The following is an 18,855-nucleotide window of genomic DNA, read 5'->3' as shown; positions in this document are numbered from 1 at the left end:
TTCATCTTCCCAATACGCTAGACAGGGATGTAATGACTAATACCAGACAATCTAAGACCCGTTCGTTGGGTGAACCGGATACCGACGCTGCGCTACACCGTTTGATGACAGAAGCCCCCCTGAGCGGAGAGCAGCACAGTAAGCGACAAGCTAAGCGTGGCGATACGCGACGCAAGATAGAAGATCACTTTTTGGACAAAGAAAGTCTCGATCTTTGGTAAGTGGCTGGTTTCCAGATGGCCGGTCTATACCGTGGCGATTCGGTGTCGGTGAGATTTTTCAGCGCCTGTGCTTGAGCGGCTACGTCTCGGGGCCGTAGGGGCGTGTAGTCCCCAAATTGCGTCTACGCTGTCAGCGACTAAACGACCGCATTGATGATTGGCAAGGTCTGCTGCTGGGCAACTCATAGCCAAGCACTCGGAAAATCATCTTGTTGCTGCGATGTGCGTTGGTTGAGAGGAAGCGTGTTTGCTATGTGCCGGATTTGAAACGATTCTCTGGTTTTTATCGTTGCAAATATCGCTTTGGTTTGGCTTGAAGAAAGAATGGGATGGGGTACATGAATGGGCACAAATCGGTAGTTAGGATACTGACCGGTTTGATTTGTCTGTTATTAAGCATTGATCAATTACGGGCGGAGCCAGTGCAGTGGTTGGGGGATATAGATGCAAGTGCCCGCTTCGCTGCAGGTAGCACTCGAGAGGTGGCCTGGGAGCTTGATACTGAGTTGGAACGGCGTTCCGGTACGCATCGCACCAAGCTGCAGGTGGAAGTGAGGCACGAGGCTGAGAGTAAGGCAGGCCTGCCCCTGAAGCGTGTGAATGACCGCTATCTGATATCGCCTAAGTTCGAATGGTGGGATGCGCCAGAGCGGCATTTTGTGTTCGTAGACCCCGAGTACAAGGCAGATCAATTGAGCTCGACGCAAAGTCGTGTTTCGTGGACGACCGGTGTCGGGGTCGGCGGTATGGCCGTGGGTGCGGGAGAGCTTCGGTTTGAAACAGGTTTGGGTATGCGCCAGTCCAACTACCGTGACAATACGCGTAAACGCGCCTTATTGTGGGTAGTGCGAAATAGGTTGGATTACCCATTGAATGAGACGCTGAATGCTTTTCAAACCCTGGAGTTGGAACGTAGTGGTAATGAAGAGCGGATCGAAGCTGAGGTTGGCCTAAAACAAGCCTTGAGTGAGCATCTATCACTGCGTGCCCGGTTGACCCTGACTTATGGCCGGCCTATCGATACGAGTGAGCGTCATTTGGATACTGAAAGCCGATTATCCTTAGGTTACACCTTCTAAGAACCTGTCTAAAGTCTCGTGAGCTAGAGCTAGACAAGGCGGAAACAGCCGAGGAAGCGGAGTTTTCGATTGGTAAATGAGCATTCCGAGGGTGTTCTCAACGCCGTATTGCTGACGCACAGCAGACTTTAGACAGGTTCTAAGGTTTTTCTCTTGTTTGCGGGATGGTTAACGGGCAACGCTACGCGTGCAGGCCTGAGAGTGGGCAGGGTTTATTGATAGACCACTTTTAAACCTGGCCCGACTTGCTGTGCATCGATATAGGTAATCAAGCCAGGGGCGCTGATAACCTGGCTGCGAGCTTCACCGAGTGATGAGAATTCCCGAGGTGGCTGGCCTTCCCCGGTGAACAGTAGTTTGGCCCAGGCTGCTCGCATTTGATTGCTCGTTCGACCGAGTACGTGTTGGTAGAACTGATCGCGATTTGCATTAATATATTCAATCGGGGTAATGGTTACGCCATTGACCATGCGGGTTCGGCCAGAAAAGACTTCGACAAGTTGCGCGCGTGACAGCCGTGAAATCGGGGAGTCGGCCGCGATGACGACGACAATCTCCGCCTGAGTGCCAAGGCAGCAAATGATGAATAGGCAGAGTTGGAACAGCCGGCTCATGAGTGCCCCTTCCCTAGAAGATAAAGTCAGCCGAGATGCTATAGACCCGCACCTTGCCATCGTAGGGCACCAATGAGCCGTCTGGCGCGGTGGTTCTCACATAAAAGCCGGTGTAGGACGCTTGTGGGTATTTGTGTTTAACCTGATCAACCTGAATTTTCAATGCAAGATTCCGATGCGCGTCCCAACGCAGACCAATGACATTTCGAATTGCTGCCTGTGGAAATAACAAGGACCTGGATACGATAGCGGCGAGGATGTCGGCATTGGCTTGCTGGGCGGGGTCACTAACCACAAATTGAACAGGTTGTTGGCGATTGATCGAATCGACTTTATTGAACCCGACATAAGGGGTGAAATTATTGATTCGGTAGCCCAGTTGGGTTACGAGCGAGCGGGCATCACTGATGAATGTGTTCACCTTCCGGGTGGCGTATTCGGACATCAGGTTCCAATTCCCATCATCGTAACTGAGGGAAATAACGTTGAATCTTCCCCCCCAGCCTGTGGTCAGCCGATTGATGCGTGGGATCAGATCGCTGCATTCGACATTGACACAGTAAGGAGCGATGGCGTTGAGGCTGGGCAATAGTGAACCAATGGTGGTGACGTAGCTGCCCCCTGTTGCGCGTGCGTCATCCAGACGGGTATGGGCGTAACGTAGCGTCCAGTCATTCACGGCATAGTTGATTGCTGCGCCATAGACCTTATCGACGGTGTAGGCGAGAAAGGGGAGCTTGTAACGTGTTTGTCCGGCAAACATCTGAACTCGCATTTCCCCCTCGCCCAGGCTGTGCCGGTAACGAATGTCGGCACCATCGTGCCCTACCATTGGATAGATGCCGATGGTTTCAAGGGGGGGCCGGGCGCTCAATTGCGCGTAGCCTACATCGCGGGATTCCGAACTACTGGTGACAGGTGTCACCATGCGGCCTAGCCGTAGACGCCATGAAGGATTGACTTCCCAGGCCAGATTGGCCCATTCTACGGTAGGATCGAATGTACCTTTTTCGCGCTGCATGCCCACGACTTGCAGGACGCCATGCCAATTATCGCTTGGAGCCATATCCAACTGCAACCCAAGGCGGGAGTCGGCATCGAATGCCCAGGTTTTGCTGTTCGCACGTGATTGAAAGCTACGTTTGAAGGCGATGGCGTCGTCGTCGGTACGGGTGGCTGCAATGCTGCCAAAGCCTGACAGTTGTAGCTTTGACTGCGGTTCGGCCAGCGCGACTGGTAGGAGCAGGCTAGCCAGGATGGGTAGGCATAGATCAGATCGCATGGTTTGTCCCATCTTTTACTGCTGCAGATAAGTGCTCAGCATTTGTTCGATCCGGTGTTCTTTGCGCAGACGTATGAGTACGGGGTTCAAGTGTTGGATCAGTTGTCGACCCCCTGGTGTGTCGCTGGCGACAAGGTGCAGCCCCACCACGGGTTGGTCTAGAAGCGGTAGGCGGGAAATTCTGGCTGAACTCGCCAGTTCTCCTGTGTGCTTGTCGATCAGGTAAAGGCCAGCCACAATCTCCCGGAATTCCAGCATGCCTTCGCAACGGCCCAGTAAGAGCTTTTGTACCAGTTCTGAGTACAGATTGGTGCCGGTATCGACCTGTTGGCTGGAGATACCAAAGTCTTCGTAGCTCAGGCCGCTCAAACCACATAGCTGGAGCTGAACCAGATCACTTGGCTTGGGTTTGGCAGGAAGCTTGGCAGCAACTTTACTTAGGACGTACAGTTCAGGATGCAGCTTGAAGTAGGCTTCCGATCCCATTAGACCTGCCTGTTTGGTTACGCCAGTGCTCATATTCAAGCCTAAAGCGTGGCGGCCACGTTTGACGTCTTCAATGCAGCGTGCTTGCGGCAGTGCTTTTAACTGAAATGTGTGGTCCAGCTGCTTGGCGACTTCTGCCAATATGTCTATTCCCAAACCGGTGAGTTCACCTGTTTTGGGAGAGGTAAAGACAAAGGGGGCTTGTTCTTGTCGACCTACACAGATGGAGAGTTCTGTAGCCAAGCTGAATGTTGCCGTCACCATCAGCAGTAGCTGAGTGTAGCAACGGATACGGAATTGGCGGGCAGCAACGACGGCATGGCAAACCATGATTCGATGTGTCATCTCGTTCTTGTTTTCTGTACCCTGATGGGGGGCAGGGTGGCCTCCTCGGTACGGTATCGTACGAACTACAAGACAATACCGCATGACTAAGTATAGATCATGAGATAGGTTTGATTAGGGAAACAAAGTGGGTAAAGAAGCCGACCGATAAGCGGTGTGTCAAGGCAAGGCGGCCAGTTACTGATATATTCGCTTATTTAATTGTCATATTGATCGTTCAGGAAATCATGTCTGCCCGTTTTTTCTTCCACCATCGGCTTGCTCAGTCACTATTTTTTGGGGTTCAACCATGAATCTCATGCAACGTTTAAGCACAGCGCTCCGTAAGTTTTTCCGTCAACCGGTCACCCTTACCAGTCCGATCGTCCTGGTACCGCCACCTACCCAAAAAGGCGATATGGGGCCGCAGATCCTGACTAAGGAAGCAATCCAGGCTATGCCGGATTTTACTGGCCTACCGCTGGAGGCGATCGAAGTGGTGCAAACTTCGACTGCCATTGCGGCAGCGTGCGCCGATATGCGCAAAGCGGGTTTGTTGGGATTTGATACCGAATCAAAGCCAACTTTCAATAAGGGCGATCCAGCGCAGGGTCCGCATCTGATTCAGTTGTGCACTGCTACGCGGGCTTATCTATTCCCTATACAAGGTAATACCCTGCCTGCCCCCTTGCGTGATCTATTGGTTGCCCCTGATATACGCAAGATAGGTTTTGACCTACGTTCTGATATTTCTCTGCTGGCAAGCAATCACAAGCTGCAGTGTCAGGGGATTGATGACTTGGCGGGGCGTTTTCGCAAGGCGGGTTATCGCAATACAGTAGGCGCCGTACAGGCTGTTGCAATAATGTTTGGTCAACACTATCGCAAGTCCAAAAGCGCAAAGATGTCCAATTGGGCTGTGCCCAACCTGAGTGTAAGCCAGCGCCGCTACGCTGCGAATGATGCTTATGTAGCCCTTCGTGTTTACCTGGCATTGAAGGCCTCGCAAAGTAACGACAAATAAGTATCAGGTTTGCAAAGCACAATGCAGCGATGATTAGCTACAAAGTGATGCACTGATCTAAGAGCCTGTTTACGATCTGTAGCGAGCAGTCGTCAGCGGGGTGAAGCGCAGCGCAGAAACCGGAATGTACTTTTGTACATGAGGATTTGGAGCAGCACATAAACCCTGATCACGGCTACGCAGTAAGATCGTAAACAGGTTCTAAGTCATGGCCACCCTCAACTGCGATGTTGGTGGCTGAATCCTGGGGTGTGGGGCTACCACCCATTAGAAATATAGAAATACTTAAGGCGCCGTCTACGTAATGTAGCGAAAGCGCCTTTTTGTTTGATAATGTGCGGTACGTGCCCCGGATGACGAAGGGGGAGAAGGGATAGTGAGTCGGTTTCAAAGGAAAAACCATGCAGTCTGTTAGTCTTGTTTGGGTCTCCAATAGCATCGAATGGGAAGATGTGTGCTTAGAGGCGCGTCGCGTGGTGTATGACGGTGACGTGCTCCGCATCAGCTACCTGGGCCAGACCGAGGACGAGGGACATTATGAAGGTGAATTCGAGCTGGCATTGCGTGAAGGCTTGCAGGGGCTTGAAGGGGAATACACCGTCTACCCACCAAAGGGGGCTGACGAGCAGTTTGCCCAGGTAGTGCCGTTTGGCCTGACTGGCCAGATCAAGCTGCAATCGGAAGGCCATTACGCATTTGCCGGTATATGGGATGAGAGCGGCATCGCGCATGAATTCAGGGTTGGCCCTTTGGAGATGACCGACAGCCCACCGAAGCCGGTTGCAGTATCCAAGGCGGAATCCACCGATGTATTAAGTCAATTTGAAAGCAGCTTGGCTGCTTATCAGTTGTTGCTGCCTGGTGCCAAGGGCTTGGCAAGTTTTCAGCCACGGTTTGATCAGTTAACTGCCTTGGTGGCAGCAGTACGACAGCGGCAATCGAATAATGCGGTCAGTGCTCAATCATTAAGCGACTATCTGCGTGAAGAGGCGTCGTTAGCGTTGGAAACATTGCTGGATGAGCCTGTGGTACTGCCCGGCGGTACATCAGCCGACTTACGCCGCGTGGCCGATAATATGACGGAAGCGCTGCGCCAATATGGTTACCCAGTTTGCGCCAATTGGTTAGGTGTGAGTGAGTAGATAACACTCTGGGTCGTCGATGCGCAGCTGTTATTAGAGCAGGCTATAAAGCCTGCTCTTTATAAAGCTTCGCCCAGGTTAAGCGAGATGGTCCAGTAGATCGGGGCCAAACACCTCGCGCTGGATTTGCTTTGGGCTGACGCCTGCTTCCAACAGTTCTTGCCATTGCTGCTGCATAAAGCCCACTGGGCCACAGAGATAGAACTCCCCTTTCAGCGTTTCCTCATCTAACAGCCCTTCCAGTTGCATACGACCTTGATGATGGTAATCCTGTCCTATCTCGTCGGTACTTAGCGGTGCTTCGTAGAAGATAATTTCCTTCAGGCCGGATTGTTTGGTTCTCGCGATGGTTAGATCTTCTCGTAGCGCATGATGGCGACCATGCTGGGTGGCGTAGGCGAAAACTACCGGCCGTGCCGGTCGTCTTTCATTCAGCGTATTCAGCACCGAAATCATGGGGGTGATGCCAATGCCTGCTGAAATCAGCGTGATTGGGATATCACTCTCCAAGGTCGGGGCAAAGTCGCCAAAGGCAGCCCCTGCCAGCAGCTGGTCGCCTACCTTAACATTGGCATGTAGCCAGTTCGACACTTGGCCAGATTGCGTCAGCGCTGTCCCCGATACGCGTTTGACGCTGATACGCCACCAGGGTTGGTCGGGTGAGTCCGATAGGCTGTATTGCCGCAGCTGACGTAATGGCCCTAGTTGAACCGCTATACTCACGTATTGACCCGGTTTGAAATCGCCTGGTGATTGGCTGTCTTGGGTTTGTAAGTAATAAGACCGTACAGTTTCGCTCTCTTGGCTTACCGCGATCACTTTTAATGGGCGTAGGTCGCCCGCTTCAATATCTGCTTGCACATAGAGTTGTTTTTCCATAGCAATCAATTGCGTGGCCAATAGTCCATAGGCTTCATCCCAGGCTGCCAGCAGTGCGGGGGTAGCGGCTTCGCCGAGTATGGTCTGGATGGCGGCAAGCAAATGGCGGCCGACAATAGGGTAGTGCTCGGGCTTAATGCCAATGGAAGCATGCTTGTGCGTGATACGCGTCAGTACGGGCGTCAGCGCAGCAGCATTGTCGATGTTGGCGGCATAGGCATATACGGCGGCGGCCAGTGACTGTTGTTGGCTACCATTGGCCTGATTGCCCATATTGAAGATGTGCATGAGTTCAGGATGGTCTTCGAAAAGCGTGGTGTAGAACTGGGTGGTGATGGCCGCGCCGTGTTCACGTAAAACCGGCACACTGGCATCGATATAAGGGCGGGCTGTTTGTGACAGCATGGTATTTCTCCTTTTGTGGTATTTAATATGTAACATTTAAGGCAAGTGATTTGACGCGATAGCGAGCGTAGCCCTGCCGGGATGCTGTGTTGCCTTGGTTGATTCTTCGACAGCCAAGTGCAGCACATAACCGATTTTCAGCAGGCCTGGCCCTATCAATAGCATGAGGTGACCACTGACTTGTGCTGGCAGGCTACGGTGGTCCGGTTGTATATAACCGAGGTAGAAGCCGCTGAGGCTGAGCAGTACTGCCATCGAAAGAAGGTAGGTCGATAAGTGGCGAAAGAAGAGAATATTCAGCATGGCTTGTTCTCCGGTTAAGAAGGCAAAGTGGTGACAGGGACCGATTCGAAGGCGGGAGGAGGCGGAAACTGGCCCAGTTCGTGCATGAGCCTCAGCGATTCGCCAATACGCTCCACCCTCGCCAGCCAAGCATTTGCCAGATCAACATCCAGATGGGTGTGCACGGTTTGCCGGAACAGGGCAAGCCAGTCCTGGAGCAACTCGGGCGTAAAGCCGGCAGCTGCGTGGCGTTCTGGCACGTTATAGCGATAGTCGAGGTATCGCTTGCCCCCTAGGGTTACCCACCAGAAATGGCTCAGATGCCTTAGGTGTTCGGGCCAATCTGTTACTCGGCCAAAAGGGCCAGCCAGGGTAGGGTGTTGGCGTATTGCCGCGTAGAAAGCATCGACTACTTTCTCGACGGTGGCTAAGCCAATGGCGTCTGCGATAGGGCGCATATCAATGCCTCAATGCTTGTTGACTGAGAAACTGGCGGTGCAATGTGATGAGTGCCTCGCCTGTTCGCTTGGCGCACACATCAGCCAGCGTGTACTCGTCCATCTTGGTAAAGAAAGCCTCCAGGCCGGCGTTCAGTGCGCCTTTCAGTAGGCATCGACCGCGTAGGGTGCAAGGCGGGGCTTCACAGCTGATCAGTTCAGTGTTGCCTTCCAAGCCACGCAGTACTTGACCCAGCTTCAGGGCTTCGGGGGGAGTGGCAAGTCGCAAGCCGCCATTTCGCCCACGGATCGCGGTGATCCAACCGAGCTTACCCAGCTTATTGACTACCTTGACCAAGTGGTTATGCGGTATCTCGAACTGGCTGGCGATTTCGGCAATCGTCACCGGTAGGGTGCGATCGGCTTCATGCATGCTTAGGTACATCAATGTGCGCATGCCAAGGTCAGAGAAGCGGGTGAGTTGCATGGTGAAGGCTCTTTGTGTATTTGCTTGCAATGATATTTAAGTTGCATTAATTATGCAACTTAAAGGAGTGAGTAATTTGCCTGGCATTCTTGGCGCTACAAGCGCGTTAGAATGCAGCCTTGATTTCAATTTTCTACCCTTGTTCTTACAGAGATGGGTCGCCATGTCATTTTTACGCTGGCAGCTAAAGCTGGCCGACCGTGTGGGTACGCTCTATGGCCGTTTGGGCAACTGGTTGGCCCGGTGCCTGCGCCATTATTTTTATCTCTATCTGGCCGTTGCCATCAGTGTATTTGCGGTGGTTGATGCGCTGTATCTGCATAAGTTGTTCGATCTACGCCAAGCCAGTTTCGATACGCTGGTCAAACATCGCTTGGTGACAGCTGAGCCGGACCCAGACATCGTGATTCTCGATATCGATGAAGCCAGCCTGGCGCAACTGGCACCCGAACTGGGACGCTGGCCTTGGCCCCGCCAGGTGTTGGCTGATGTGCTGAGCCAGATCAATGCCCAGGCGCCACGCGCCTTGGTATTTGACATTCTGTTTAGTGAGCCTGATGTCTTCAATCCCGATAGCGATACGGCGTTCGATGCGTTTCTGAAAGCCTGTTCAAATTGTTACCTGCCTTGGGTGCGCTTGAGTCCAGAACAGGATGCGAGCAGCGAACTCAAGGCCAGCCAGATTCCTGGAGCACACAGACTGGGGACGGGCGAGGCGACCATTGCCGGCATCCTGCCTTATTTCCCTGCCGGATTGGCGAGTGGCCGGCTCGGTTTCAACTCCACCGTGCCGGACCCAGACGGCATCATCCGTCAATACGGTGTGTATGAAGACCACGGTGGCGTAAGGTTGCCATCGCTACCCGCCCGTGTGCTTTACGACAGTGGCAAACTACCCACGCGGTTGCCATCCAGTATGTTGCTTAACTGGCGCGGCAAACCCTTCAATTACCGCTATATCAGCTTTGCCGATGTGTATCGAGATAGTTTGAGCGAGTACCCGGCAAGGCCGCGTGACGAGTTCCGTAACAAGATCATCATCATCGGTTCGACTGCGCCGAGCTTGTTTGACATCAAGGCCAGTCCGGTCGCCGAGCAGTTTCCGGGGGTTGAAGTCGTGGCAACTGCCATCGATAACCTCAAGCATGATGACTACCTGCGTGTGCCGGCCTTACGTTGGTTGTATCTTCTGCTGGCGTTGGTGCTTGTCTGGGCAACAGCCTGGAGTTTTTACCGCCATGCCGCGCCCGAAAAACTGGCGCGCTGGTTTGGTCTGTCGCAGATATTCTTGCTGATGCTGTCGTACGCCAGCATTAATCTCAGTAATTACTACATCAACTTGCTGGGGCCGGTCAGCTTTAGTATTGCTTACTTCACCTTGGCCAAGCTCTATGCCTTTGCCACCCGTCGCGCGTTGGAAGACAGCGCCTGGACGCGAAGCCAACACACCCAAGCGGGGCAGCAAGCCGAATTGGCATGGCTGCAAATGTTGGATGAGCGGGGTGAACCCATGGCCGAATCGTTACTCGACAAGCTTTGTGGCAGCCTACCCAATGCATTACAAGCCTGTGCTATGAGCCTTGCAGGCAGCCAGTATGGCGGTTGGAGAATGTTGGAGGGTAGCCTCCTGTTTACCCAGCTACATCCCGCCGACCAACCTACCTTGCTCGATGAAGCCGAGTTGCGTCGACTGGTAGCACAATGGCAGGCGCACACTGGCCTGCACCATTACCGCTTGGTTTGTTGCACGGCCCTGAAGGCAGACGTTGAACCCACCGCCAAGCCACAAGTCGTATGGCAAGCACTTCTGGCGCAAGCATTTTTACAAACCCAAATTCCTACTCCCAGCCAAGAGATCAGTACATGAAACGTTACTTGCTTACCGCCCTGTGCAGCCTGGCGCTGCCAGCCCTGGCAGCAGAGACCGCCACACTGCTCAAGGAAGACAGTCTGCGTAGCAAGCCTTTCCTTGATGCGCCTTCACAAGCCACCCTTCAACGAGGCAGCAGCGTGACCGTGCTGAAGAAGCAGGGTGCATGGGCCAATGTCCAATTGGGCAAGCAGACAGGTTGGGTGCGTAGCCTGTCGCTCAAGAGCGGTACTGCAGCGATACCGGGCAGCAATATGGCGAGCTTGAATACCGGCCGGCTTGGGAGCGGAAAAATCGTGAACACCACGGGTATTCGTGGCCTAAGCAGTGGCAAGGAAAATGAAGCGGGTGCACTGGCCGAAGCGAAGTTTGATGCTGCCGCATTGGCGCGTGCAGAGGCAATCAGCGTGAGCGAGCAAGAAGCGGCTGCTTTTGCCAAAGCCGCCAAACTGCAAGCACGCCGTGTGGCATGGCTGGCGGAGGGAAAATGAGCATGGGTAAACTACTTGCAGTGTTATGCAGCGCGGCCCTGTGCACGGTTCCTGTTGCCGCTGAAAGCTTGAAGGACATCCTGAAGCAAGGCATCAATGAAGGCTTACAGAAAAAACTGGGTGTGGATGGCGACACGGTTTTGGTGGGTACTGCTTCTGAAGAGCAGGAAAGGGCTATTGGCCAACGGGTAGCTGGTCGGCTGTTGGGGCAGTATCCGCTGATAACGGACGCGAAGCTGCAGCAATACGTCAACAAGGTTGGCCGCTGGGTTGCGCAACAAAGTGATCGGCCTGATCTGCCTTGGGTATTTGGTGTGATCGACAGCCCGGCGGTGAATGCGTTCGCCATGCCCGGTGGCTATGTCTTCGTCAGTAAGGGGTTGTACCAGCAACTGGGCAGTGAAGCGGAACTGGCTGGTGTATTGGGACATGAAATTGCCCATGTGCAGCAAAAGCACCAACTGAAACTGCTGCGTAAAGGCAGTTGGTTGCAGGCGGGCAGTGCGGTATTGGGTAAAGAGCTGAAGCAGGCTGATAAAGCAGATGCCGTTATTGGTAAAGGTGCCGAGATGTTGGCACGCAAGTTGGACCAGGGCGCGGAGTTTGAATCCGACCGGATCGGTATTGTACTGGCGGCGCGTGCGGGTTACGACCCGATGGGCTTGACATCTGTACTGCAAAAAATCGATGCGTTGGCCGAGCAACAACCCAATGCTGTGGAGTTATTGTTCACCACCCATCCCAGCGCCAGTGCACGGCTGGAGGCGATAGATGCCGCAATGGGCGATAAATTCGAATCGCTGAAGGGAAGCCAGACTTTGCCGGGTCGGTTGATACGCTTGAAGTAACCCGAGTACTGATTGGCTTGGGACGAGACTAGATGGCTAGTTTTGTCCGGCAGAAGCTTGCATTCATATGTATGGGGTTTCATCAAAAAACAAGCCACCCAAATGAGTGGCTTGTTTTTTTGGTGTCGGTTTAAAAGCTCAGCTCTATGCCGACATGGACTGCGTCTTGCATTTCATGATCAACGCGGTTTTTGTAGCCTATCTTGGTGTTGCGATAGCCCACGTAGATTTCACCACGATCCAGCGCCTGATAACCCACGCGCACGCCTGCATCCACGTATTTCTTGGCGCCCGATGTGGTAACACCCGGTGCAGCCCACAAATGGCCGCCTATGCGTACCTTAGGCAAGCTGGGTAGACCGACATTGAAGCGGCCACCAATCGCTAGCGCGGTGGCATTATCGTAGTCATTGAAGATACCTACGACTTGCGCACCCAACGCCAAGCTGTCGCGCTTCCCGCTAATCTGTTCCACTTCGAGGCCTACCGTAGCGACATTGCCATTGTCGGTATGGTGCTGAAATCCGAAGTCCATATTGGCCGACTTACCCAGTAGACCGGATGAGTAGCGCCCGGAGAATACATCACTGCTTAGTTGCAAATCGAGGCTGTCTGCTTGAGCCAGAGGGGAAAGCAGCAGTGCAAGGCCAGCAAGCCAGGCTTGGCGCATAGAAGTACTCCATCAGGTTGGTTAATTACCTGGCTCTGCGGTAGCGGTGTTGCCACCGGGCGCGTAAGCACATCGTTGCCAGGTATAGGAAAGAGGCGCTGCAAATGAGTATTCAAGCCTTGTGCCTGCTTACGGTCTTGCTGCGTAGCCATGTAACGCAGGCGCTGTGCTACAGACTTTGAGCCGGTACCCAAGGTTTGATGCTGGCCGGAACGATACCAGATTCCCATGCAGCCCGGTTTGCGAGTGAACCTAGCTGAGGATACATTGGGTAGGGATGAGGCTGTGTCAGGATGTTCGGAATGGGAAGCTTGAAAGTTGACGAGTTGTACCCATGTTGCTACGGAACACAGCTCGCTGACTCTGGGATATTGGTAGGCCTTGCTACATATGTACAACGATTTTATTACTGCATTGCAAGCGGGTATTCCGCTTGCGCCTGCCATTATCAGCCGCAATGAAGCGGGTTGGTATCTGTATAACCCCACCATGAGCCCAACTGAACAAGATGAGCCGCATGTGCTGATTGGTGAAAATGGTGTGCTGATGCCGTTGAACCGGGGTGGTTCCGAACTGCTTTGCACTTTGGTGTTTACTGGCGGTAACGCTTGATGGGGCTTCGTGAATGCTACGTAGAGTCTGGAATCCGTAAGGGGCCTGATCTTTTTGCATTGTGTGACGTTGAGCACGTGCTAAGAACCTGTCTAAAGTCTGCTGTGCGTCGGCAATATGGCGTTGAAAACACCCTCGGAATACTCATTTACCACTTGTAAACTCTGCTTCCTCAGCTGTTTTCGCCTTATCTTGCCCTAGCTCGCGAGACTTTAGACAGGTTCTAAAAAAACAAAGCCACCGCATTGGGTGGCTTTGTTTTTTGCACGCATCGTTTAATCGAATAGCTTAACCGCCATCCAGAATAATCCCCCTGACAGACAGATTGATACCGGCAAGGTAAGTACCCAGGCAATCAGAATATTGCGTACGGTGTTGCCTTGCAGGCCGATTCGATTGGCTACCATTGTGCCCGCCACACCGGATGAAAGCACATGCGTTGTTGAGACAGGCAGACTGAACACGTTCGCCATGCCGATGGCGGCGACAGCAACGATTTGGGCGCTCATGCCCTGAGCGTAGGTCATGCCTTGGCGGCCGATCTTTTCACCCACGGTTTCCACTACACGCTTCCAGCCAACCATTGTACCGATACCCAAAGCGAGCGCTACCGCGACGATAACCCAAATGGGCGCGTATTCCGTCGTGCTGGTCAGGTCTTTACGCAGCTTCGCCAAGTTGTCCTTATCGCGCTTGGCAAGGTCGGGAAGCTTGCTAATCTTCTTGGCTGTATCGTCCAGGCAAAGTAGCGAGCGACGGACTTGGGAACGGGTTTCCGGCGCCAGGTCGTGGTAGTCACGTACATTGTTGATCGTCAACAGCAGATTGCCGATAGTGGCTTGAGTCTGTGCCGCTTCGCATTTGAACTTGTTTGGCAGATCAGTGCCGTTGGCGGTCCCGGTAGCCTGGTTCTGGATCAGTTCCGCCTCATTGGCGTGATAGAACTGCTGCAGAAAGACCGCGGCATCGCGTGTGCGTTCGATTTGGTAGGTGGAGCTATTAACATCGAGTGCAAACTGTGAAGGGACGATGCCGATCAGTACCAGCATCATCAAGCCAATCCCCTTTTGACCATCGTTGGAACCATGCACGAAGCTGACCCCCATGGCCGACAGCACGAGGGTAAGGCGGCTCCAGAATGGAGGATGCTTCTTACCATCCACCAATTTCCGGGTCTCCGGTGTCTTATGCATCTTCGACAACGGGAACCACTTGAGAAACAAGATCAACAACAGGGCGGCTACCATGAAGCCAGCAGTGGGAGAGATCACCAAAGAAAGAGCGATATCGAGTGCTTTCTGCCAGTTGACGCCTTCAGATAGCGGGATGCCGGTCAGTATCGCATTGGTGATGCCTACGCCCAGAATAGAACCAATCAGGGTATGGGAGCTGGATGCAGGGATGCCCAGATACCAAGTACCCAAATTCCACAAAATGGCGGCCGACAACAACGAGAACACCATCGCCAAGCCATGCCCGGTGTTTACGTTGATCAGCAGTTCTACCGGTAGAAGGTGAACAATGGCGTAGGCAACCCCCACCCCACCCAGCAGCACGCCAAGAAAATTGAAAATGCCCGACATCACCACCGCTTGCTTGGGTGGCATAGCCTTGGTGTAGATAACTGTGGCGACGGCGTTGGCGGTGTCATGAAAGCCGTTGATGAACTCAAATGCCATTATGAAACCGAAAGCAAGAACAAGGCTGGCGGCGACCCAGAAATCGAGCCCGCTAAAAAAATCGAACATGAAGTTTTTTTGATGATTTGAGGAAGGCGCGAATTATCGCAGCAAGTAGCGTCGGTGGGTGAGTTCTATCTCCCCAAGTTGTATTCCCGGGTGTGTGCCCTGAGTACCTGGCTCAGCAACGCCCTAACTCAGGCGGTTTTGCGCTCTACGATGACATAATGTTTTTGCATCGGCTCCAGTACTTCGAATACGCCTTTGAACCCCGCTGGAATGACGAGTGACTCGCCTGGGCCGGCTTCGACGGTGGTACCTGCTGCGTCGATGATCCGGCAACGGCCCTGGGTGACAAAGAAGAATTCGTCTTCGTGAGCGCCAAATTCAATCCGCCAACTGCCCACTTCGCAGGCCCATATGCCGGCGAACATCTCACCGGATGCATTGGTGAAATGATTCCAAGTAGTACGTTGCGGAACACCTTGGATACGACGGGCTTCACGTGGAAAATCGTATTCGGGGAGGGGTGCTTGATGGGAAAAGGCGATGATGGATGGCACGGCGAAGCCCAGAAAAATAGAATCGGGATTATCCCATGGCCGGTAGGATTAGCCAGCTGCTGATCATATTCACCGCAGGATACGCGTAACTATCGCCAGTTTATCCATAAAGGGTGCTGAGAAAACCATCCGCAGGCCGGGTAAAATCGCTTATTCCTATCTTTTTAAGCGTCATGACATGCAACCCGAACTTTCTCCCCTAGGTAAGACAAGCGCCTATATCGAGCATTACGATCCAAGCCTGTTATTTCCCATTCCCCGCCAAACCAAGCGCGATGAAATTGGTGTGCCGGCTGTACTGCCGTTCTTTGGGAGTGATATCTGGAATGCCTATGAGTTGTCGTGGCTCAACCTCAAAGGCAAACCCCTGGTGGCGCTGGTGAGCTTCAGTGTGCCAGCTGATTCGCCTAATATCATTGAGTCGAAGAGCTTCAAGCTGTATCTCAACAGTTTTAACCAAACCCGACTCGACGGTATTGATGAACTAAAAGCTAGGCTGGTCCGCGATTTAAGCGCCGCGGCTGGTAGAACAGTGAATGTGCGTATCGTATTGCCGGATGCATTTGGCCGCGAACAGGTGGCGGAGCTCGATGGATACTGCATTGATAACCTCGATGTGGAGGTTACGCATTACCAGCCAGCACCTGCCTTGCTGCGTACGGTTGCAGCGCAGGGCATGGTAGAAGAGACGTTGTGTTCCAACCTGCTCAAGTCTAATTGCCTGGTTACCGGCCAGCCGGATTGGGGTAGCGTGCAGATTCGCTATCGGGGTGAAGCCATCGAGCGTGGAGGCTTGTTGCAGTATCTGATTTCCTTCCGCCAGCACAATGAATTCCACGAGCAGTGTGTAGAGCGCATCTTTATGGATGTAATGCGCCAATGTAAACCTCAAGCATTAACAGTGTATGCCCGTTATACCCGTCGAGGTGGCTTGGATATCAATCCGTTTCGTACTACGTTTAGCCAAGCGGCCCCTGCGAATTTACGCACAGCACGTCAATAAGTGCTTCACAAGGTCGTGCAACCTGAGGGGAAAGGTATGGATCGCCTACTGAATGATGAGGACACAGCTAAATTACTCAAAAGCTTAACGTTGCCCTCGTTGCCTGCAGTGTTATCAGACTTGCGGGCCGCACAAGCCCATGAGGCGGCACCGGGTGAGTTGGCAAGCATTATTAGACGTGATCTAAGCTTATCGGCCATGGTATTGAAAGCGGCCAATTCCCCCAGCTTCGGTGGGGGGCATCTGGACAGCATTGATGATGCCCTACAGTTTTTGGGTAACGCCAACCTTAGTTCACTCATCACGGGCTTGGCCTTGAAGCGTTTGATTCCATTGCCGCCGATACTCGGTAGATTTTGGGATGAGGCGACGTGCGTCGCGAATATTGCCGCCTCCTTGTCCAAGCAATTGCGCATTGGTAAGGCTGAGCAAGCCTATCTTTTTTGTTTGTTTCGTGATTGCGGCATTCCCGTCCTGACTCAGCGTTTTCCTAGTTACATCGCCACCTTGGCGCGAGCAATGGAGCACCCAGCACGTTTTGTGCAAATTGAAGAAGAAGCGCGTAGTACATCGCATGTAATAGTGGGTTATCTACTAGCGCGCACCTGGTTTCTGCCAGAACATTTGGCGCTCGCTATTCTTTATCACCATGACTTTGATTATCTGCAGGATGAATCGGTGATGGATATTGATTCAGCTAAGTTGATTGCGTTGGCAAGGTTGGCGGAGCACCTGTTAAAAAGAAAGCATATGCAGGAAATCGACAGTGAATGGGAACAGATTGGTGATCGGTTACTATCGACACTTAGTCTAAGCAGGGATGCGTTTGAGACGGCAATGGAATTAACAGACGCCTCAGCCTAGGCTCAAAAGGTGGGAAAAACCCATGCTATCGATTGCTTGAAAACCCATCTAGATTAGCGGCTGCATCACGCAATGCCGTCCGCAAGCCTTCTTCCACCACAGGGTGGTAGAAGGGCATGTCCAGCATCTGGGCTATGGTCAGCTCTTGCTGGTAGGCCCAGGCCAACAGGTGGGCGATGTTTTCCGCCCGTGGGCCCATCCATTCTGCACCGAGGAATCGGCCCGATGCTTTATCGGCGTACACATGCATCAAGCCCTTGTTTTTGAGCATGACGCGGCTACGGCCTTGGTCTTCAAAACTGACCTCACCGGTAACAAAGCTGCCTGCTTCAAGGGCGGTAAAATGTTGCCCAACCATGGCGAGCTGAGGGTCGGTAAACACCACTGCAATAGGGGCTCGGCGCAGTCCCGACTGCACGTGAGGGTAACGGGCAGCGTTTTCGCCCGCTGTCTTGCCCTCGTCGGCGGCTTCATGCAATAGCGGTAGGATGTTGTTGGCGTCACCGGCAATAAAGATGGCGGACTGGCTGCATTGCAGCGTAGCCGGGTCAAAAAGAGGTACGCCCTGCTCATCCAGGTCGATATCGGCATTTTGCAGGTCGAGCCCGGCAACATTCGGCTGTCTGCCGACGGCCGCCAGTACATAATCGAAATGCTCGGTCACTGTTTCGCCGTTTAGCTTGCGGTAGGTGATAACGACTTCATTTCCTTCCTGTTGCATGCTGTCTATCTGCACATCCGGGTCGAGATAAAACTCATCTTGGAACGTTGTAAGCGCGTAGTCGCGAATAGCTGGGTCGCTGAAAGGGCCCACGCGGCCGCCACGGCCGAACACACGGGTGGTAACACCAAGGCGTGCCAATGATTGGCCTAATTCCAGGCCGATAACACCAGGACCAAATACCGCTACACGGCGTGGCAAGGTTTCCCAATTGAATACGTCGTCGTTGACAATCAGTCGGTCTCCCAGGTTGTGGAATTTGGCTGGGATAGCTGGGCTGGAACCGGTGGCAATGACGATGCGCTGGGCTTTGACGGTGGTATGGTTGTCCACTTTCAACGTCAGGTGATCGATAAAGCGGGCGTAGCCACGCAAGCGGTCTTCGATGGGAATACCTTCTACGCTTTTCATGACAAAACCGACGAAGCGGTCGCGTTCATGTCGCACGCGGTTCATTACTTCACGGCCATCAATACGAATATGGCCCTCCACGTGTATGCCAAATGCAGCGGCGTGGCGTATTTCATGGGCTGCTTCGGCGGCAGCAATCAGAAGTTTGGAAGGCATGCAACCCACTCGGGCGCAAGTCGTACCATAGGGACCACCTTCAATCAACAGCGCCGTTTTGCCAGCAGCACGGGCAGCACGATAGGCAGCGAGGCCGGCGGTACCGGCACCGATGATGGCAATATCGGGATACAAGGTGGTCATTGGATTTCCTAATGGTGTGCTGCAAAGTCAGCTAAGTAACTGATGTTACGCAGTAGCTGCGAGAAGCAGCTGTAACTGATCATAAGCCGCGCGGGAGGCGTTGATCAGTAACTTGCGGCAAAGTGCGAATGGGTTCTTCTGCGTCTTGATGCTCAGGCATT

21 protein-coding genes are annotated in these 18,855 nt (G+C 53.2%); 10 read left to right on the top strand and 11 right to left on the bottom strand.

The window, feature by feature from the left end; translation table 11 throughout:
* Positions 1-32: 32 nt before the first annotated feature.
* Complete coding sequence (locus CSQ89_RS22055; RefSeq protein ID WP_139022819.1) at positions 33-221, top strand: hypothetical protein; 189 nt, start codon at positions 33-35, stop codon at positions 219-221.
* 338 nt (positions 222-559) lie between these two features.
* Positions 560-1,300: a DUF481 domain-containing protein gene (locus CSQ89_RS11380; RefSeq protein WP_158228974.1), complete on the top strand. Its 741-nt coding sequence runs from the start codon at positions 560-562 to the stop codon at positions 1,298-1,300.
* 212 nt (positions 1,301-1,512) lie between these two features.
* On the opposite strand, the gene CSQ89_RS11375 is transcribed toward CSQ89_RS11380, so the two are convergent.
* From CSQ89_RS11375 to CSQ89_RS11365, 3 genes are read right to left on the bottom strand one after another with little or no spacing between them, the layout of a single operon-like run.
* Positions 1,513-1,914, bottom strand: coding sequence for a hypothetical protein (locus CSQ89_RS11375; protein ID WP_099406283.1), 402 nt, complete (start codon positions 1,912-1,914; stop codon positions 1,513-1,515).
* 13 nt (positions 1,915-1,927) lie between these two features.
* Positions 1,928-3,208 carry a hypothetical protein gene (locus CSQ89_RS11370; RefSeq protein WP_099406282.1) on the bottom strand — a complete coding sequence of 427 codons (1,281 nt, stop codon included), beginning with the start codon at positions 3,206-3,208 and terminating at the stop codon, positions 1,928-1,930.
* 3 nt (positions 3,209-3,211) lie between these two features.
* Positions 3,212-4,027: a substrate-binding periplasmic protein gene (locus CSQ89_RS11365; protein ID WP_158228973.1), complete on the bottom strand. Its 816-nt coding sequence runs from the start codon at positions 4,025-4,027 to the stop codon at positions 3,212-3,214.
* A 289-nt stretch (positions 4,028-4,316) separates the two neighbouring features.
* On the opposite strand from CSQ89_RS11365, the gene CSQ89_RS11360 reads away from it, so the two are divergent.
* Together CSQ89_RS11360 and CSQ89_RS11350 are read left to right on the top strand one after the other, a co-directional pair.
* Positions 4,317-5,030, top strand: a complete 714-nt coding sequence (locus CSQ89_RS11360; protein WP_099406280.1) for a 3'-5' exonuclease — start codon at positions 4,317-4,319, stop codon at positions 5,028-5,030.
* Between the two features lie 401 nt (positions 5,031-5,431).
* Positions 5,432-6,172 carry a hypothetical protein gene (locus CSQ89_RS11350; RefSeq protein ID WP_099406278.1) on the top strand — a complete coding sequence of 247 codons (741 nt, stop codon included), beginning with the start codon at positions 5,432-5,434 and terminating at the stop codon, positions 6,170-6,172.
* 78 nt (positions 6,173-6,250) lie between these two features.
* Here CSQ89_RS11350 and CSQ89_RS11345 read toward each other — a convergent pair whose 3' ends face one another.
* Genes CSQ89_RS11345 through CSQ89_RS11330 form a run of 4 tightly spaced genes read right to left on the bottom strand, consistent with a single transcriptional unit; the run spans position 6,251 to position 8,662 of the window.
* Positions 6,251-7,456 (bottom strand): globin domain-containing protein, encoded by a 1,206-nt coding sequence (locus CSQ89_RS11345; protein ID WP_099406277.1) that lies wholly within the window; start codon positions 7,454-7,456, stop codon positions 6,251-6,253.
* A 36-nt stretch (positions 7,457-7,492) separates the two neighbouring features.
* On the bottom strand, positions 7,493-7,759 hold the full coding sequence (locus CSQ89_RS11340; RefSeq protein WP_099406276.1) for a transmembrane sensor/regulator PpyR: 267 nt from the start codon (positions 7,757-7,759) through the stop codon (positions 7,493-7,495).
* 14 nt (positions 7,760-7,773) lie between these two features.
* The gene (locus CSQ89_RS11335; protein ID WP_139022820.1) at positions 7,774-8,196 is read right to left on the bottom strand and encodes a group III truncated hemoglobin; all 423 of its coding nucleotides are present in this window, start codon (positions 8,194-8,196) and stop codon (positions 7,774-7,776) included.
* A gap of 1 nt (position 8,197) precedes the next feature.
* Positions 8,198-8,662, bottom strand: coding sequence for an RrF2 family transcriptional regulator (locus tag CSQ89_RS11330; protein WP_099406275.1), 465 nt, complete (start codon positions 8,660-8,662; stop codon positions 8,198-8,200).
* 163 nt (positions 8,663-8,825) lie between these two features.
* Between CSQ89_RS11330 and CSQ89_RS11325 the strand changes: the two genes are divergently transcribed.
* From CSQ89_RS11325 to CSQ89_RS11315, 3 genes are read left to right on the top strand one after another with little or no spacing between them, the layout of a single operon-like run.
* Positions 8,826-10,529: a CHASE2 domain-containing protein gene (locus CSQ89_RS11325; RefSeq protein ID WP_158228972.1), complete on the top strand. Its 1,704-nt coding sequence runs from the start codon at positions 8,826-8,828 to the stop codon at positions 10,527-10,529.
* Positions 10,526-11,023 carry an SH3 domain-containing protein gene (locus CSQ89_RS11320; protein WP_099406273.1) on the top strand — a complete coding sequence of 166 codons (498 nt, stop codon included), beginning with the start codon at positions 10,526-10,528 and terminating at the stop codon, positions 11,021-11,023. Before CSQ89_RS11325 ends, CSQ89_RS11320 begins: the two co-directional genes overlap by 4 nt.
* A gap of 2 nt (positions 11,024-11,025) precedes the next feature.
* Positions 11,026-11,871 (top strand): M48 family metalloprotease, encoded by an 846-nt coding sequence (locus CSQ89_RS11315; protein WP_158228971.1) that lies wholly within the window; start codon positions 11,026-11,028, stop codon positions 11,869-11,871.
* Between the two features lie 130 nt (positions 11,872-12,001).
* Here the strand turns inward: CSQ89_RS11315 and CSQ89_RS11310 are convergent, their stop codons facing one another.
* A complete protein-coding gene (locus tag CSQ89_RS11310) occupies positions 12,002-12,541 on the bottom strand; it encodes a YfaZ family outer membrane protein (protein ID WP_099406271.1) in 540 nt (179 codons plus the stop codon).
* A gap of 390 nt (positions 12,542-12,931) precedes the next feature.
* Here CSQ89_RS11310 and CSQ89_RS11305 point away from each other — a divergent pair, with 390 nt between their 5' ends.
* Complete coding sequence (locus CSQ89_RS11305; RefSeq protein WP_099406270.1) at positions 12,932-13,153, top strand: hypothetical protein; 222 nt, start codon at positions 12,932-12,934, stop codon at positions 13,151-13,153.
* A 275-nt stretch (positions 13,154-13,428) separates the two neighbouring features.
* On the opposite strand, the gene CSQ89_RS11300 is transcribed toward CSQ89_RS11305, so the two are convergent.
* Positions 13,429-14,901 (bottom strand): inorganic phosphate transporter, encoded by a 1,473-nt coding sequence (locus CSQ89_RS11300; RefSeq protein WP_099406269.1) that lies wholly within the window; start codon positions 14,899-14,901, stop codon positions 13,429-13,431.
* Between the two features lie 128 nt (positions 14,902-15,029).
* The gene (locus tag CSQ89_RS11295) at positions 15,030-15,395 is read right to left on the bottom strand and encodes a cupin domain-containing protein (protein ID WP_099406268.1); all 366 of its coding nucleotides are present in this window, start codon (positions 15,393-15,395) and stop codon (positions 15,030-15,032) included.
* A 178-nt stretch (positions 15,396-15,573) separates the two neighbouring features.
* On the opposite strand from CSQ89_RS11295, the gene queF reads away from it, so the two are divergent.
* Entirely contained in the window at positions 15,574-16,398 is an 825-nt protein-coding gene (queF, locus tag CSQ89_RS11290) for an NADPH-dependent 7-cyano-7-deazaguanine reductase QueF (protein WP_099406267.1), read from the top strand.
* Positions 16,399-16,434: 36 nt separating this feature from the next.
* The gene (locus CSQ89_RS11285; protein ID WP_099406266.1) at positions 16,435-17,262 is read left to right on the top strand and encodes an HDOD domain-containing protein; all 828 of its coding nucleotides are present in this window, start codon (positions 16,435-16,437) and stop codon (positions 17,260-17,262) included.
* Between the two features lie 25 nt (positions 17,263-17,287).
* On the opposite strand, the gene CSQ89_RS11280 is transcribed toward CSQ89_RS11285, so the two are convergent.
* Positions 17,288-18,694: a dihydrolipoyl dehydrogenase gene (locus tag CSQ89_RS11280; RefSeq protein ID WP_099406265.1), complete on the bottom strand. Its 1,407-nt coding sequence runs from the start codon at positions 18,692-18,694 to the stop codon at positions 17,288-17,290.
* Between the last annotated feature and the right edge of the window lie 161 nt (positions 18,695-18,855).

Origin of the sequence: Chitinimonas sp. BJB300, assembly GCF_002735695.1 — a bacterium.
GTDB lineage: Bacteria > Pseudomonadota > Gammaproteobacteria > Burkholderiales > Chitinimonadaceae > Chitinimonas.
The sequence above is the reverse complement of the archived record's forward strand: the minus strand, read 5'-3'. Positions and strand labels throughout refer to the sequence as shown.